Source organism: Kitasatospora cathayae, from assembly GCF_027627435.1.
GTDB lineage: Bacteria > Actinomycetota > Actinomycetes > Streptomycetales > Streptomycetaceae > Kitasatospora > Kitasatospora cathayae.
Genome location: NZ_CP115450.1, coordinates 1,697,643 through 1,712,154, shown reverse-complemented (window position 1 = coordinate 1,712,154; position 14,512 = coordinate 1,697,643). Strand labels below are relative to the sequence as shown.

At 66.4% G+C, this 14,512-nt stretch carries 9 protein-coding genes and 3 rRNA genes; 7 read left to right on the top strand and 5 right to left on the bottom strand.

Annotation, left to right across the window (positions count from 1 at the left end; translation table 11 throughout):
- Positions 1-59: 59 nt before the first annotated feature.
- Positions 60-506, top strand: a complete 447-nt coding sequence (locus O1G21_RS07730) for a MarR family winged helix-turn-helix transcriptional regulator (protein WP_270141936.1) — start codon at positions 60-62, stop codon at positions 504-506.
- Between the two features lie 31 nt (positions 507-537).
- Here the strand turns inward: O1G21_RS07730 and O1G21_RS07725 are convergent, their stop codons facing one another.
- The 5 genes from O1G21_RS07725 to O1G21_RS07705 all read right to left on the bottom strand — a co-directional run bounded on the left by O1G21_RS07725 (position 538) and on the right by O1G21_RS07705 (position 5,157).
- A complete protein-coding gene (locus O1G21_RS07725; protein ID WP_270141934.1) occupies positions 538-1,485 on the bottom strand; it encodes a M56 family metallopeptidase in 948 nt (315 codons plus the stop codon).
- 241 nt (positions 1,486-1,726) lie between these two features.
- The gene (locus tag O1G21_RS07720) at positions 1,727-2,296 is read right to left on the bottom strand and encodes a DUF5134 domain-containing protein (RefSeq protein WP_270141932.1); all 570 of its coding nucleotides are present in this window, start codon (positions 2,294-2,296) and stop codon (positions 1,727-1,729) included.
- A 256-nt stretch (positions 2,297-2,552) separates the two neighbouring features.
- Positions 2,553-3,311: an amino acid ABC transporter ATP-binding protein gene (locus O1G21_RS07715; protein ID WP_270141930.1), complete on the bottom strand. Its 759-nt coding sequence runs from the start codon at positions 3,309-3,311 to the stop codon at positions 2,553-2,555.
- A complete protein-coding gene (locus O1G21_RS07710; protein WP_270150822.1) occupies positions 3,308-4,129 on the bottom strand; it encodes an amino acid ABC transporter permease in 822 nt (273 codons plus the stop codon). Before O1G21_RS07710 ends, O1G21_RS07715 begins: the two co-directional genes overlap by 4 nt.
- A 137-nt stretch (positions 4,130-4,266) precedes the next feature.
- A complete protein-coding gene (locus O1G21_RS07705; protein WP_270141928.1) occupies positions 4,267-5,157 on the bottom strand; it encodes an ABC transporter substrate-binding protein in 891 nt (296 codons plus the stop codon).
- A gap of 546 nt (positions 5,158-5,703) precedes the next feature.
- Here O1G21_RS07705 and O1G21_RS07700 point away from each other — a divergent pair.
- From O1G21_RS07700 to rrf, 6 genes are all read left to right on the top strand, one after another.
- Positions 5,704-7,104 carry a DUF6421 family protein gene (locus O1G21_RS07700; RefSeq protein ID WP_270141926.1) on the top strand — a complete coding sequence of 467 codons (1,401 nt, stop codon included), beginning with the start codon at positions 5,704-5,706 and terminating at the stop codon, positions 7,102-7,104.
- Positions 7,101-7,859, top strand: coding sequence for an SDR family NAD(P)-dependent oxidoreductase (locus O1G21_RS07695; RefSeq protein WP_270141924.1), 759 nt, complete (start codon positions 7,101-7,103; stop codon positions 7,857-7,859). Before O1G21_RS07700 ends, O1G21_RS07695 begins: the two co-directional genes overlap by 4 nt.
- Positions 7,856-8,932 (top strand): threonine aldolase family protein, encoded by a 1,077-nt coding sequence (locus tag O1G21_RS07690; protein WP_270150820.1) that lies wholly within the window; start codon positions 7,856-7,858, stop codon positions 8,930-8,932. Before O1G21_RS07695 ends, O1G21_RS07690 begins: the two co-directional genes overlap by 4 nt.
- A gap of 440 nt (positions 8,933-9,372) precedes the next feature.
- Positions 9,373-10,888, top strand: a 16S ribosomal RNA gene (locus O1G21_RS07685).
- 275 nt (positions 10,889-11,163) lie between these two features.
- Positions 11,164-14,283: ribosomal RNA gene (locus tag O1G21_RS07680) — 23S ribosomal RNA — on the top strand.
- 71 nt (positions 14,284-14,354) lie between these two features.
- Positions 14,355-14,471 (top strand): 5S ribosomal RNA (gene rrf, locus O1G21_RS07675).
- Together the 16S, 23S and 5S rRNA genes form the textbook arrangement of a ribosomal RNA operon.
- The last annotated feature ends 41 nt before the right edge of the window (positions 14,472-14,512 follow it).

The following is a 14,512-nucleotide window of genomic DNA, read 5'->3' as shown; positions in this document are numbered from 1 at the left end:
AATGCAAATGAATAAGATGTGAATGCATAAATTTACGATGCACGTGCTAGGCTGGCGGCGTGGCTGAACTCGACTCCCTCGAAGCCTCGGCGGAGGCCGGTCTCATCGCGGAATGGCGCGAGCTGCTCGCCCGCCATGCCGCGGCCGTCTGTGCGCTCGACCGTGAGCTCGGTGAGAAGTACGGGCTGGGCATGAGCGAGTTCGAGGTGCTGGAACGCCTGGTGGAGGGATGTCAGGCCGAAGGTCGCCACGCCCTTCGGGCGAGCGAGCTGGCGCCCACCGTCCATCTGAGCCAGAGCGCGCTGTCCCGGCTGATCGCCCGCCTGGAGAAGGCCGGACTGGTGACCCGGGCGATGTGCACGAGTGACCGGCGGGGCATCATGATCGCCCTGACCGAGGCCGGGCGGGAGCGCTACGACCAGGCCCGGCCGCTCCACCGCGAGGTGCTCGGGCTGACGCTCGGCGGCCACTTCGCTCCGCTCTGCGGAGGGGCCGCATCGGACTGACGCGCCGTCAACGTCGTTACGGCTGGGTGCGTCAGAGGAGCGAGCGGAGCCCTGGGGCGACGGCGAGCAGGACGGCCGCGGCGGGTGCGGCCAGGGCGGCGGCGGTCAGCTGCAGCCGGTGCGGGACGGACAGCCGGGGGCGGCCCGCGAGCAGCCGGTCGACCCGCTTCGGGGACTGCGCCAGACCGGGCGGACATGCGCCGAACACCCCACGGTCCAGGTTGAGTTCGGCCAGTGCGAGGGCCGTGGTGTGCCGGCCGTGCCGACGCGCCGCCCGGTCGTCCGCCGCCAGCTCGACCAGCTCCGCCACCTGGTCCCGGAAGGCGCGGAACACGCCGATGCCGGGGAATCCGGAGGCGAGCGCCTGGGCGAACTGCTGCAGCCAGTGGTGCCGGGCCCGGACGTGTCCGCGCTCGTGACTCAGCACCGCCGCCAACTCCCGGGCGGTGAGCTGCTGGAGGGCACCGGTGGTGACCACCAGGCGGGAGTTCGGACCGGGAAGCGACCAGGCCTCGGGCCGGACGTTCTCCAGCACCACCAGCCTCTCCCGGCGACTCCGAGCGGTCTCGATCGCCTCGGGCAACTCCGGTGCGCGGTTCGCCAGTTGGGCGTGCCGACGGTTGCGCAGGGCCTTGGCCGTACGGACCTCGCGGGTGAGCGCCAGCACCGTCTGCAGCGCGCCCGCCGCCAGGACCGCGGCGCACAGCCGGCCCCAACCCTCGGCGTCCTCCAGGCCGTACGCGTCCTCCACGCCGTGCGGGGCGCCGGCGAACACCCAGGCGCGCAGTTCGGGCTCGGCGGCGGAGGCGGCGAGGACCAGACCCAGGGCGCAGCACAGCAGTACGGCCAGCACGATGCACTGCCACACCAGCAGCGCCAGCACCGGTTCGCGCTCCACCCAGCGGGCCCGGGCCAGCAGCCGGGGCACGACGGTGGAGAGCAGCAGGCCGAGCAGCAGCAGGCCGGTCAGGGCAGTCATCGCATGGGCTCCCCGAGTACGCACGGAACGCGACAAGGCGCTCCCTGCCAACCTATGTGCTGGCGACGTCCGGTGGAACGGCTTTCCGCGGGCCAGTGACCAACGCCACGCGCGGGCGCGGGCTTTGGCGGGGCTTCGGTGTGGGCTTCCGCGCGGCTTCGGTGTGGGCCTTGGCACGCGCGCCGGCGTGAGCCTCGGCTCGTGTGGCGGTGTGGGCCTCGGCTCGTGCGGGATGGTCGGGTCACATGGTCAGGAGCATGGCGAACATGCCGATGCCCATGGTCAGCCGGCAGGCCCGGGGCAGACCGGTGGTGCCGAGCACGAGGGTGCCGGCCGGGGTGCGCAGCAGCCGGGCGCCGGCCCACAGGGAGTAGCCGCCGAAGTAGAGCAGCAGCGCGCCGGTGAGCAGGGGCGTGCCGAGGGCGGTGGCGTGGTGGTGGTGTCCGCCGGGGGAGACGGTCATCGCCAGGGCCAGGTACGTCATGGCGAGCGCTCCGACCGCGTGGTGCAGCCGGTGTGCCCGGCCGGTGGGGGCGTGCAGGGCGGCGAGCAGGAAGACGGCACCGGGGAGGGCGAAGAGGCACGCCCAGACGGCGGCCGGGACGGTGGCGCCGGTGACGGCCATCGCTGCCATGCCGAGCCCCATCAGGGCTTCGGCGGCGTCGGATTCCCGGGCGAGCGGCGGGTGGGCGCGGCGGGAGCCGGGGGCGGTGGTGGCGCAGGAGGCCTGCCGCAGGCGGGTCAGGCAGTAGGCACCGGCGGTGGCGGTGAGGAGGGCGAGGAGCCAGTTGACCAGAGTGGGCCCGTGCAACGGCGGCCTCCCGGGGGTGGCGGGCGGCGAACGACGGGCAGCGAACAGCTGACGGATTTCAGCTGACAGATTTCAGAATCTGTCAGCTGAAATCCGTCAGCTGTCATCCGTTCCCCGTCCTTTTCCGCCCCGGCGACGATCGTCCCTTCCACGATCACCGCTGCGCCCCCGACGCGACCAGGGCGCGTACAGGGGCGCACAGTGGTGACCGCCGTCGTGCGATCCACCCCGGGCGCCCCATGCCCCGACCGGCCGCTCAGCCCTGGAGCCGCCCCGAGGCGACGACCCGGCTGAGGAACTGCCGGGTCCGCTCCTCCTGGGGATCGCCGAACACCTGCTCCGGCGGCCCCTGTTCGAGCACCACCCCGCCGTCCAGGAAGCACACCCGGTCGGCGACCTCGCGGGCGAAGCCCATCTCATGGGTGGAGAGGACCATCGTCATCCCCTGCTCCTTGAGGTCCCGGACCACCGCCAGCACCTCCCCGACCAACACCGGGTCGAGCGCCGCGGTGATCTCGTCGAGCAGCAGCAGCCGGGGCCCGGCCGCCAGTGCCCGCACGATGGCGACACGCTGCTGCTGCCCACCGGAGAGCCGGTCCGGGTACTCCTTCGCCTTCGCCGCCAGCCCGAGCCGGTCCAGCAGCTCCAGTGCCGTCGCCTCGGCCTCCGCCCGTCCGACCCGGTGCACCCGCCGTGGCGCGAGCGTGATGTTCTCCAGCACCGTCATGTGCGGGAACAGGTTGTACGACTGGAACACCACGCCGATCCGGCGCCGCACGGCGTCCTCGTCCGCGCGCGGGTCGGTGATCTCCTCGCCGTCCAGGAAGATCGCCCCGTCGTCGATCCCCTCCAGCAGGTTGACGCAGCGCATCAACGTGGACTTCCCGGAGCCGGACGCCCCGATCAGTGCCGTCACCGAGTGCTCGGGCACGGCGAGGTCCACGTCGCGCAACACCACCTGGTCGCCGAAGGTCTTGCGCACCGACTCCAGCCGGAGCACCTCGGTCCCGCTCACACCGCACCTCCCTGCAGCTGCCGACGGTTCATCCGCCCGGTCAGCCAGTCGGCGAGCCGGGTCAGCGGGATGGTCAGCACGATGAACACCACTCCCGCCACCAGGTACGGCGTGAAGTTGAAGGAGTGCGCAGCGATGATCTTCGCCGCGTACACCGCGTCGATCGCGCCGCCGATCGACACGAGCCCGGTGTCCTTCTGCAGGCTGACCAGGTTGTTGATCAGCGGCGGCACCACCCGCCGCACCGCCTGCGGCAGCACCACGTACCGCATCGCCTGGGTGTTGGTCAGTCCCAGCGACCGCGCCGCGGCCCGCTGGCTCGGGTGCACCGACTCGATGCCCGAGCGGAACACCTCCGACACGTACGCCGAGTACGTGAGCACCAGGGCCGCCCCGCCGAGCAGCAGCGGATCGGTGGTCACCCCGGTGAGCCGCAGCGCCGGCACCCCGGTGATCATCACCAGCAGGCAGATGATCATCGGCAGCCCGAGGAAGAAGTCCACGTACGCGGTGGCCAGCAGCCGCACCGGCAGGAACACGGGCCCGCGCAGCGTCCGCAGCACCGCGAGCAGCAGCCCGAACACCAGGATCAGCACCCCGCAGCCGAGCATCAGCTCCAGGTTGAGCCGCAGCCCCCGCAACACCTCGGGCAGTGCCTGGCGGGCGTAGTCCAGGTTGAAGAAGGTCCGCCGAGTCACCTCCCAGCCGGGGGAGTTGACGACCAGCAGATACAGCGCCACCGCCGTCAGCACGGTCGAGGCGGTGGCGATCAGCGTCGAGCGGCGGGCGCGCGAGCGCCGGTACGCCTCGTGCGCCAGCCGCCGCTCGGACGGGCGGTACCCGTCCTCCTCCGCCCGGCTCTGCCAGTCCTCCGAATTCTCCGAACCCTCCGAACCCTCCGAACCATTCGGGTTCTTCGCGACGTCGAGCGGTCCGGCCGCGCTCGCCTCCCCGCTCACTTCAGCACCGGCGCCGAGACGGCGTCCGACAGCCACTGCTTCTCCAGCTTCGCCAGCGTCCCGTCCGCGCGCAGCGCGTCCACCGCGGCCGACACGCACGGGGTCAGCCGGGATCCCTTGTCCAGCACCAGGCCGAACTGCTCGCCCTGCGCGGCCGATTCGAACTGCCCCACCACCTGGGCCTCCGGCACCTCGGCGCCGGTGATGTAGAAGGCCGTCGGCAGGTCGACCACCAGCGCCTCGACCTGACCGTTCTTCAGCGCCGCCTTCGCCAGGTCGTTGGAGTCGAACACGGCCGCCGGGGTGCTGGGCTTGATGGTGTTGGTGATGGTGTCCAGGCTCGTGCTGCCGATCTGCGCGCCCAGCTTGGCGCCCTTGAGGTCGGCGATGCTCTTCGCGCCCGCGGCCGGGGAGCCCTTCAGCGCGATGAGGGCCTGGCGCACGGAGTAGTAGCCGGAGGAGAAGTCCACCGCCTGCTTGCGCTCGTCGCTGATGGACACCTGGTTGATGTCGAAGTCGAAGTCCTTGGCCCCCGGGGCGGTCGCCTTGCCGAACGGCGCGACCACCCAGCCGACCTTGTCCTTCGGGTACCCCAGCTTCTCCGCCACGGCGTACGCCACCGCCGACTCGAAGCCCTTGCCGTTCTCCGGCTTGTCCTCGGAGAACCACGGGTCGTAGGCCGGCTTGTCGGTGCCGATGGTCAGCTTCCCGGCGGTCCGCGTGGCCAGCGCGCCGGGCGCGCAGCTCGCCGCCGCACCGGCCGAACCCGAGGTGCCGGCGGCGGCGCTGCCATCGGAGTTGGCAGCCTGCGGCGCGCACCCGGTGAGCGCGGCGGCGACGGCCAGCGCGGCGAGGGGCAGGACGGCGGACGGCTTGCGGAGGCTCATGGCAGGACTCCAGGGGAGGGACCGGGCGGGACGGGAGGAAGGGTCGGGGCAGGCGCGGCGGTGCGGGGCGGGCCGGGCCGCTTCCCGGCGGATCACTTCCCCCGGTGGCGGCGTCGGAACACACACGGCATGGTCGGCGTACGGGCCCGCGTCCGCGGCGCCCCGAGCCGGAACAGCGGCAGCCGGTCGGCCGTGGTCGGGCCGAGGGCCGCGGTCGGGTCAACGACAGCGGCGGCAACGGCCCTGCGTGCGGCAGCGGCAACGACAACAGGCCTGCTGACGGGAGGGCGCCCGGAACGGGCTGGCGTGGCGCTCGGCCACCGTGATCACCGCCGGGAGCATGCCGGGAGGCTCGCATCAGAACGCGCATCTGTCCAGAGCATCCACGAGACCGTCCACATGCCGGACAAGCGGCGCTCCGGCACAGGATTTGGGGTCGGAACGGGGGTGCGCCGGAGTTTTATCGGTTCGGACCCCCTTGAACGGGAGAACCTTTCGTACTTATGGTGTCCTCGTTGAAATAACTCCTGTCGAAGTGAGTCCACGATGCAGAATCTTTCGCCAAGGCTCGCAGCGGCGGCCGACGCCCCGGTCTCGACCCTCGCCGCCCACCCGGCGTGGCTGCGCCTGAAGGAGGCCGTCGAGACGCTGCGCCCGCTGCAGTCCAAGGACGGCTCGATCGACCTCTCCGCCGTCCAGCGGCAGACCGTCGACCCGCTGGTCGCCACCGTCCGGGCCGCCGTCGAGGAGCTCGCCCCGAACTTCCCGCACGACGCCGCCTACCTGGCCGCCGTCGACGCCGACCTCGCCAAGTGGGCCGACACCGGCTACCGGGAGCCCGACTTCCTGGACTCGCTGCTCGCCTTCCAGCCCGCCGAGCAGCGCGAGGACGGCCTGGAGCACCTGGTCGTCTTCCCGATGTACACCCAGAACGGCAACCCGGACCGCAACCTCGAAGCCGTCCTGCTGAGCGTGGTGTGGCCGGAGTGGCTGGACGAGCTGGAGCGCACCCGCTTCGACAACCCTATGTTCGTGCCGATCACCTTCACGGACTTCACGGCCGGCTACGACACCAACTCCGCCGTGCTCTTCCCCGAGACGGTCGCCGTGCGCAAGGCGCCGGAACGTTTCACCTGGGGCGGCATCTTCTGCGACCGCGAGGCGGCCCGCTTCCGCGCCGTCTCCACCAGCGCCGTCGAGCAGCTCGGCCTGGAGATCCCGGCCGATGCCGAGGGCCTGCTCAAGGACCAGCACCGCGCGCAGGAGACCTTCGTCCTGTGGGACCTGGTCCACGACCGCACCCACAGCCACGGCGACCTGCCGTTCGACCCGTTCATGATCAAGCAGCGCAGCCCGTTCTGGATGTACGGCCTGGAGGAGCTCCGCTGCGACCTCACCACCTTCAAGGAGGCGGTGAAGCTCGAAGCCGAGGGCGACCCGCACGCCCGCGACGTCCAGTACGCGATCCTCTTCGACCGCCTGTTCCGCTTCCCGGTCAGCGGCGACCGCGTCCGCAACTACGACGGCCTCGGCGGCCAGCTGCTCTTCGCGTACCTGCACAAGCACGACGCGCTGCGCTGGCGCGACAACCGCCTCACCATCGACTGGGAGCGCGCCCCGCAGGTCACCAACGCGCTCTGCGGCGAGATCGAGACCCTGTACCGCGACGGCATCGACCGGCCCAAGCCGGCCCACTGGATCGCCGCCTACGAGCTGGTCTCCCGATACCTCACCCCGCACCCGGCCTCCACCTGGGCGAAGGGCCCCGAGGCCCTCCCGCTCGACATCACGGACGGCAAGGCCCTGAACAAGGCGCTGTGCGACGCCGTGCTCCCGGACGAGTTCCCGCTGAGCATGTTCTACGAGGCCCTGTCCAAGAAGCTCCGCGGCGTCATCGCCGCCACCGCCGGCATCACCGGCGCCGGTATCCAGGGAGTCGCCGCGTGACCACCACCCCCTCCACCAAGCTGGCCGGCAAGGTCATCGCCGTCGCCGGAGCCAGCGGCCCCGCCGGTCAGGCCGTGCTGCGCCGCCTCACCGCCGAAGGCGCCACCGTGATCGGTGCCGACATCGACGCCAGGCGCCTGGAGGCCGCCCTGGACGCCACCCGCGTCGCGGTGCGCGGCGCGAAGGTGAGCGGCCAGGTGATCGACCTGCTCGACCCGCAGGAGGTCCACGACTGGGCCGACCACCTGGAGGCCGAGCACGGCCACGTCGACGGCCTGTTCCACCTGGTCGGCGGCTGGCGCGGCAGCAAGACCTTCTTCGACACCCGCCTGGACGACTGGGACTTCCTGCACGACACCGTGGTGCGCACCCTCCAGCACACCTCGCTGGCCTTCCAGCCCGCGCTGGTCCGCAGCTCGGCCGGTCGCTACGCGATGGTCTCCGCCGCGGCCGCGCACAAGCCCACCGCGGGCGGCGCCGCCTATGCGGCCGCCAAGGCCGCCACCGAGGCCTGGACCCTCGCCATGGCCGACTCCTTCAAGAAGGAGACCACCGCCCCGGACGGCGAGCCCACCGCGGCGGCTGCGATCCTGGTCATCAAGGCGCTGGTCAGCCCCGAGATGCGGGCCGAGAAGCCGGAGGCGAAGTTCGCCGGCTTCACCGACACCGCCGACCTCGCCGGACACCTGGCGGACCTCTGGGACCGCCCCGCAGCAGAACTGAACGGACAGCACCTGTGGCTGACAGCCCGATGACCGACCCCACCCGTACGGACGCGGTACGGCGGCACGACCCCACCGTCCGCGGCTTCGCCAGCGACAACTACGCCGGCGTGCACCCCGAGGTCCTCGCCGCGATCGCCCTCGCCAACGGCGGCCACCAGGTCGCCTACGGCGAGGACGACTACACGGCACACCTCCAGGACGTCTTCCGCCGCCACTTCGGCGACCGGGCCGAGGCCTACCCGGTCTTCAACGGCACCGGCGCCAACGTGGTCGCCCTCCAGGCGCTGCTGCCCCGCTGGGGCGCCGTGGTCTGCGCCGACAGCGCCCACATCCACGTGGACGAGGGCGGCGCCCCGGAGAAGATGGGCGGCATCAAGCTGCACATCGTCCCCACCCCGGACGGCAAGCTCACCCCCGAGCTGCTCGACCAGCAGGCCTACGGCTTCGGCGACGAGCACCGCGCGCAGCCGCTCGCGGTCTCCATCACCCAGAGCACCGAGCTCGGCACCCTCTACACGATCGACGAGATCCGCGCGATCGTCGAGCACGCCCACCAGCTCGGCATGCTCGTCCACATGGACGGCTCCCGGCTGGCGAACGCCGCCGCCTCGCTCGGCCAGCCGATGCGCGCCTTCACGACCGACCTCGGCGTTGACGTGCTGTCCTTCGGCGGCACGAAGAACGGTCTGCTGCTCGGCGAGGTCGTGGTGGTGCTCAACCCGGACCGGGTGCGCAACATCAAGTACCTGCGCAAGACCTCGATGCAGCTCGCCTCGAAGATGCGCTTCGTCTCCGTCCAGTTCGAGGCCCTGCTCGCGGGCGACCTCTACCTGCGCAACGCCGGCCACGCCAACGCGATGGCCAGCCGGCTGGAGGCGGCGGTCCGGAAGATCGACGGCGTCGAGATCGTGCGCCCGGTCCAGGCCAACGCGGTGTTCGCGATCCTCCCGCGCGAGGTGAGCGAGCGACTGCAGAAGCGTTACCGCTTCTACTTCTGGAATGAGCACACCGGTGAGGTCCGCTGGATGTGCTCCTACGACACCACGGAGGCGGACATCGACGCGTTCGCGGCGGCCATCTCCGAGGAGATGGGCCGCGCCTGACGATGCGCCGGTCGACCCCGCCGCACAGCGATCGCCTCCGCCCGGAACCCGGGCGGAGGCGATTTGCATGTGGCGGGCCGGTACCCGTACAGTTCCGGAGTCGCCGCGGGAGACCGGGGCAACAAAGCGGAAAGCGAATCCGATGAATGAAACTCCGGAAAACGGGGCGGAAAACATCTGATAAGCTGGAAACACGAAAGAACGAAGCGCCCGGAGGGCCCGCTGGAAGGCGGTCCGAAGGAAGCGTCCGTTCCTTGAGAACTCAACAGCGTGCCAAAAGTCAACGCCAGATATGTTGACATCCCCGGCCTCGGTCATTGTGATCGGGGTTGGAGATTCCTTTTGAAATAACACTAGCGAGGACGCAGTGCGCGGGGCCGCCCTATTCCGGTGGTTGCCGTGCCGCTCAACGCGGGTGTGGACCCGATTACGGGTAAACATTCACGGAGAGTTTGATCCTGGCTCAGGACGAACGCTGGCGGCGTGCTTAACACATGCAAGTCGAACGGTGAAGCCCTTCGGGGTGGATCAGTGGCGAACGGGTGAGTAACACGTGGGCAATCTGCCCTGCACTCTGGGACAAGCCCTGGAAACGGGGTCTAATACCGGATATGACCTTCCTCCGCATGGGGGTTGGTGGAAAGCTCCGGCGGTGCAGGATGAGCCCGCGGCCTATCAGCTTGTTGGTGGGGTAATGGCCTACCAAGGCGACGACGGGTAGCCGGCCTGAGAGGGCGACCGGCCACACTGGGACTGAGACACGGCCCAGACTCCTACGGGAGGCAGCAGTGGGGAATATTGCACAATGGGCGAAAGCCTGATGCAGCGACGCCGCGTGAGGGATGACGGCCTTCGGGTTGTAAACCTCTTTCAGCAGGGAAGAAGCGCAAGTGACGGTACCTGCAGAAGAAGCACCGGCTAACTACGTGCCAGCAGCCGCGGTAATACGTAGGGTGCGAGCGTTGTCCGGAATTATTGGGCGTAAAGAGCTCGTAGGCGGCCTGTCGCGTCGGATGTGAAAGCCCGGGGCTTAACCCCGGGTCTGCATTCGATACGGGCAGGCTAGAGTGTGGTAGGGGAGATCGGAATTCCTGGTGTAGCGGTGAAATGCGCAGATATCAGGAGGAACACCGGTGGCGAAGGCGGATCTCTGGGCCATTACTGACGCTGAGGAGCGAAAGCGTGGGGAGCGAACAGGATTAGATACCCTGGTAGTCCACGCCGTAAACGTTGGGAACTAGGTGTTGGCCACATTCCACGTGGTCGGTGCCGCAGCTAACGCATTAAGTTCCCCGCCTGGGGAGTACGGCCGCAAGGCTAAAACTCAAAGGAATTGACGGGGGCCCGCACAAGCAGCGGAGCATGTGGCTTAATTCGACGCAACGCGAAGAACCTTACCAAGGCTTGACATATGCCGGAAACACCTGGAGACAGGTGCCCCCTTGTGGTCGGTATACAGGTGGTGCATGGTTGTCGTCAGCTCGTGTCGTGAGATGTTGGGTTAAGTCCCGCAACGAGCGCAACCCTTGTTCTGTGTTGCCAGCGAGTAATGTCGGGGACTCACAGGAGACTGCCGGGGTCAACTCGGAGGAAGGTGGGGACGACGTCAAATCATCATGCCCCTTATGTCTTGGGCTGCACACGTGCTACAATGGTCGGTACAAAGGGCTGCGATGCCGTGAGGCGGAGCGAATCCCAAAAAGCCGGCCTCAGTTCGGATTGGGGTCTGCAACTCGACCCCATGAAGTTGGAGTTGCTAGTAATCGCAGATCAGCATGCTGCGGTGAATACGTTCCCGGGCCTTGTACACACCGCCCGTCACGTCACGAAAGTCGGTAACACCCGAAGCCGGTGGCCTAACCCTCTGGGATGGAGCCGTCGAAGGTGGGACCAGCGATTGGGACGAAGTCGTAACAAGGTAGCCGTACCGGAAGGTGCGGCTGGATCACCTCCTTTCTAAGGAGCACATAGCAGCTTCGGGCGAACGTCCCGGAGTGCTCGCTCATGGGTGGAACGTTGACTATTCGGCACAGCGAGGGCTTGGTCTCCTAGTACTGCTTCGGCGTGGAAGAGAGGGTCTGGTTCTGGTTGTGTCGGGCACGTTGTTGGGTCCTGAGGGAACGGGAGTTGCCTCATGGTTGCCGGCCTCACTCGAGGTAGCCCGGTTCGGGTTGTCGAGGGTGTGTGACTGGTCGTTGTTTGAGAACTGCACAGTGGACGCGAGCATCTGTGGCCAAGTTTTTAAGGGCGCACGGTGGATGCCTTGGCACCAGGAACCGATGAAGGACGTGGGAGGCCGCGATAGGCCCCGGGGAGCTGTCAACCGAGCTTTGATCCGGGGGTGTCCGAATGGGGAAACCCGGCAGTCGTCATGGGCTGTCACCCGCTGCTGAACACATAGGCAGTGTGGAGGGAACGCGGGGAAGTGAAACATCTCAGTACCCGCAGGAAGAGAAAACAACCGTGATTCCGGGAGTAGTGGCGAGCGAAACTGGATGAGGCTAAACCGTATTGGTGTGAGACCCGGCAGGGGTTGCCAATGCGGGGTTGTGGGAATGAGCTTCAGTCGTCTGCCGGCGGCTGGGCGAGTCAGAAACCGTATGGGTAGTCGAAGGACATGCGAAAGGTCCGGCGTAGAGGGTAAGACCCCCGTAGACGAAATCTGTACGGCTTGCTTGCTCATCTCCCAAGTAGCACGGGGCCCGAGAAATCCCGTGTGAATCTGGCGGGACCACCCGCTAAGCCTAAATATTCCCTGGTGACCGATAGCGGATAGTACCGTGAGGGAATGGTGAAAAGTACCGCGGGAGCGGAGTGAAATAGTACCTGAAACCGTGTGCCTACAAGCCGTGGGAGCGTCGTCAGTCGGCTTGCCGGCTGGCCGTGACTGCGTGCCTTTTGAAGAATGAGCCTGCGAGTTTGCGGTGTGTAGCGAGGTTAACCCGTGTGGGGTAGCCGTAGCGAAAGCGAGTCCGAATAGGGCGGTTGAGTTGCATGCCCAAGACCCGAAGCGGAGTGATCTAGCCATGGGCAGGTTGAAGCGCGGGTAAGACCGTGTGGAGGACCGAACCCACCAGGGTTGAAAACCTGGGGGATGACCTGTGGTTAGGGGTGAAAGGCCAATCAAACTCCGTGATAGCTGGTTCTCCCCGAAATGCATTTAGGTGCAGCGTCACGTGTTTCTTGCCGGAGGTAGAGCACTGGATAGGCGATGGGCCTTACCGGGTTACTGACCTTAGCCAAACTCCGAATGCCGGTAAGTGAGAGCGTGGCAGTGAGACTGTGGGGGATAAGCTCCATGGTCGAGAGGGAAACAGCCCAGAACACCGACTAAGGTCCCTAAGCGTGTGCTAAGTGGGAAAGGATGTGGAGTCGCAGAGACAACCAGGAGGTTGGCTTAGAAGCAGCCACCCTTGAAAGAGTGCGTAATAGCTCACTGGTCAAGTGATTCCGCGCCGACAATGTAGCGGGGCTCAAGCACACCACCGAAGTCGTGTCATTGCAGCAATACTCCTAACGGGGGCTGTGATGGGTAGGGGAGCGTCGTGTGCCGGGTGAAGCGGCCGAGGAATCGAGTCGTGGACGGTATACGAGTGAGAATGCAGGCATGAGTAGCGATACAAGAGTGGGAAACTCTTGCGCCGATTGACCAAGGGTTCCTGGGTCAAGCTGATCTGCCCAGGGTAAGTCGGGACCTAAGGCGAGGCCGACAGGCGTAGTCGATGGACAACGGGTTGATATTCCCGTACCCGCTTTGAAGCGCCAACGCTGAACCAGGTGATGCTAAGGCCGTGAAGCCGTCCCGGATCCTTCGGGTGAAGGGAAGTGGTGGAGCCGCCGGTCCAAGTCTGCAGTAGGTGAGCGATGGGGTGACGCAGGAAGGTAGTCCAGCCCGGGCGGTGGTTGTCCCGGGGTAAGGGTGTAGGACGTGGGGTAGGCAAATCCGCCTCACATATAGTCTGAGACCTGATGCCGAGCCGATTGTGGTGAAGTGGATGATCCTATGCTGTCGAGAAAAGCCTCTAGCGAGTTTCATGGCGGCCCGTACCCCAAACCGACTCAGGTGGTCAGGTAGAGAATACCGAGGCGTTCGGGTGAACTATGGTTAAGGAACTCGGCAAAATGCCCCCGTAACTTCGGGAGAAGGGGGGCCATTCCTGGTGACGGGCTTTGCGCCTTGAGCTGGGGGTGGCCGCAGAGACCAGCGAGAAGCGACTGTTTACTAAAAACACAGGTCCGTGCGAAGCCGTAAGGCGATGTATACGGACTGACGCCTGCCCGGTGCTGGAACGTTAAGGGGACCGGTTAGCTTAGTTTCGACTAGGCGAAGCTGAGAACTTAAGCGCCAGTAAACGGCGGTGGTAACTATAACCATCCTAAGGTAGCGAAATTCCTTGTCGGGTAAGTTCCGACCTGCACGAATGGCGTAACGACTTCTCGACTGTCTCAACCATAGGCCCGGTGAAATTGCATTACGAGTAAAGATGCTCGTTTCGCGCAGCAGGACGGAAAGACCCCGGGACCTTTACTATAGCTTGATATTGGTGTTCGGTTCGGCTTGTGTAGGATAGGTGGGAGACTGTGAAGCAGCAACGCCAGTTGTTGTGGAGTCGCCGTTGAAATACCACTCTGGTCGTGCTGGATGTCTAACCTGGGTCCGTGATCCGGATCAGGGACAGTGTCTGGTGGGTAGTTTAACTGGGGCGGTTGCCTCCTAAAGGGTAACGGAGGCGCCCAAAGGTTCCCTCAGCCTGGTTGGCAATCAGGTGTTGAGTGTAAGTGCACAAGGGAGCTTGACTGTGAGACTGACGGGTCGAGCAGGTACGAAAGTAGGGACTAGTGATCCGGCGGTGGCTTGTGGAAGCGCCGTCGCTCAACGGATAAAAGGTACCCCGGGGATAACAGGCTGATCTTCCCCAAGAGTCCATATCGACGGGATGGTTTGGCACCTCGATGTCGGCTCGTCGCATCCTGGGGCTGGAGTAGGTCCCAAGGGTTGGGCTGTTCGCCCATTAAAGCGGTACGCGAGCTGGGTTTAGAACGTCGTGAGACAGTTCGGTCCCTATCCGCTGTGCGCGTAGGAGTGTTGAGAAGGGCTGTCCCTAGTACGAGAGGACCGGGACGGACGAACCTCTGGTGTGCCAGTTGTTCTGCCAAGGGCATGGCTGGTTGGCTACGTTCGGGAGGGATAACCGCTGAAAGCATCTAAGCGGGAAGCCTGCTTCGAGATGAGCACTCCCACCTCCTTGAGAGGGTAAGGCTCCCAGTAGACGACTGGGTTGATAGGCCGGATATGGAAGCCCTGTGAGGGGTGGAGTTGACCGGTACTAATAGGCCGAGGGCTTGTCCTCAGTTGCTCGCGTCCACTGTGTTGTTCTGAAACAACGACTGCCTTGTCGGCGGGTCGACAGTTTCATAGTGTTTCGGTGGTCATAGCGTGAGGGAAACGCCCGGTTACATTCCGAACCCGGAAGCTAAGCCTCACAGCGCCGATGGTACTGCAGGGGGGACCCTGTGGGAGAGTAGGACGCCGCCGAACAATTCTTCAGAAAAGCCCCTGATCCTTTCGGATCAGGGGCT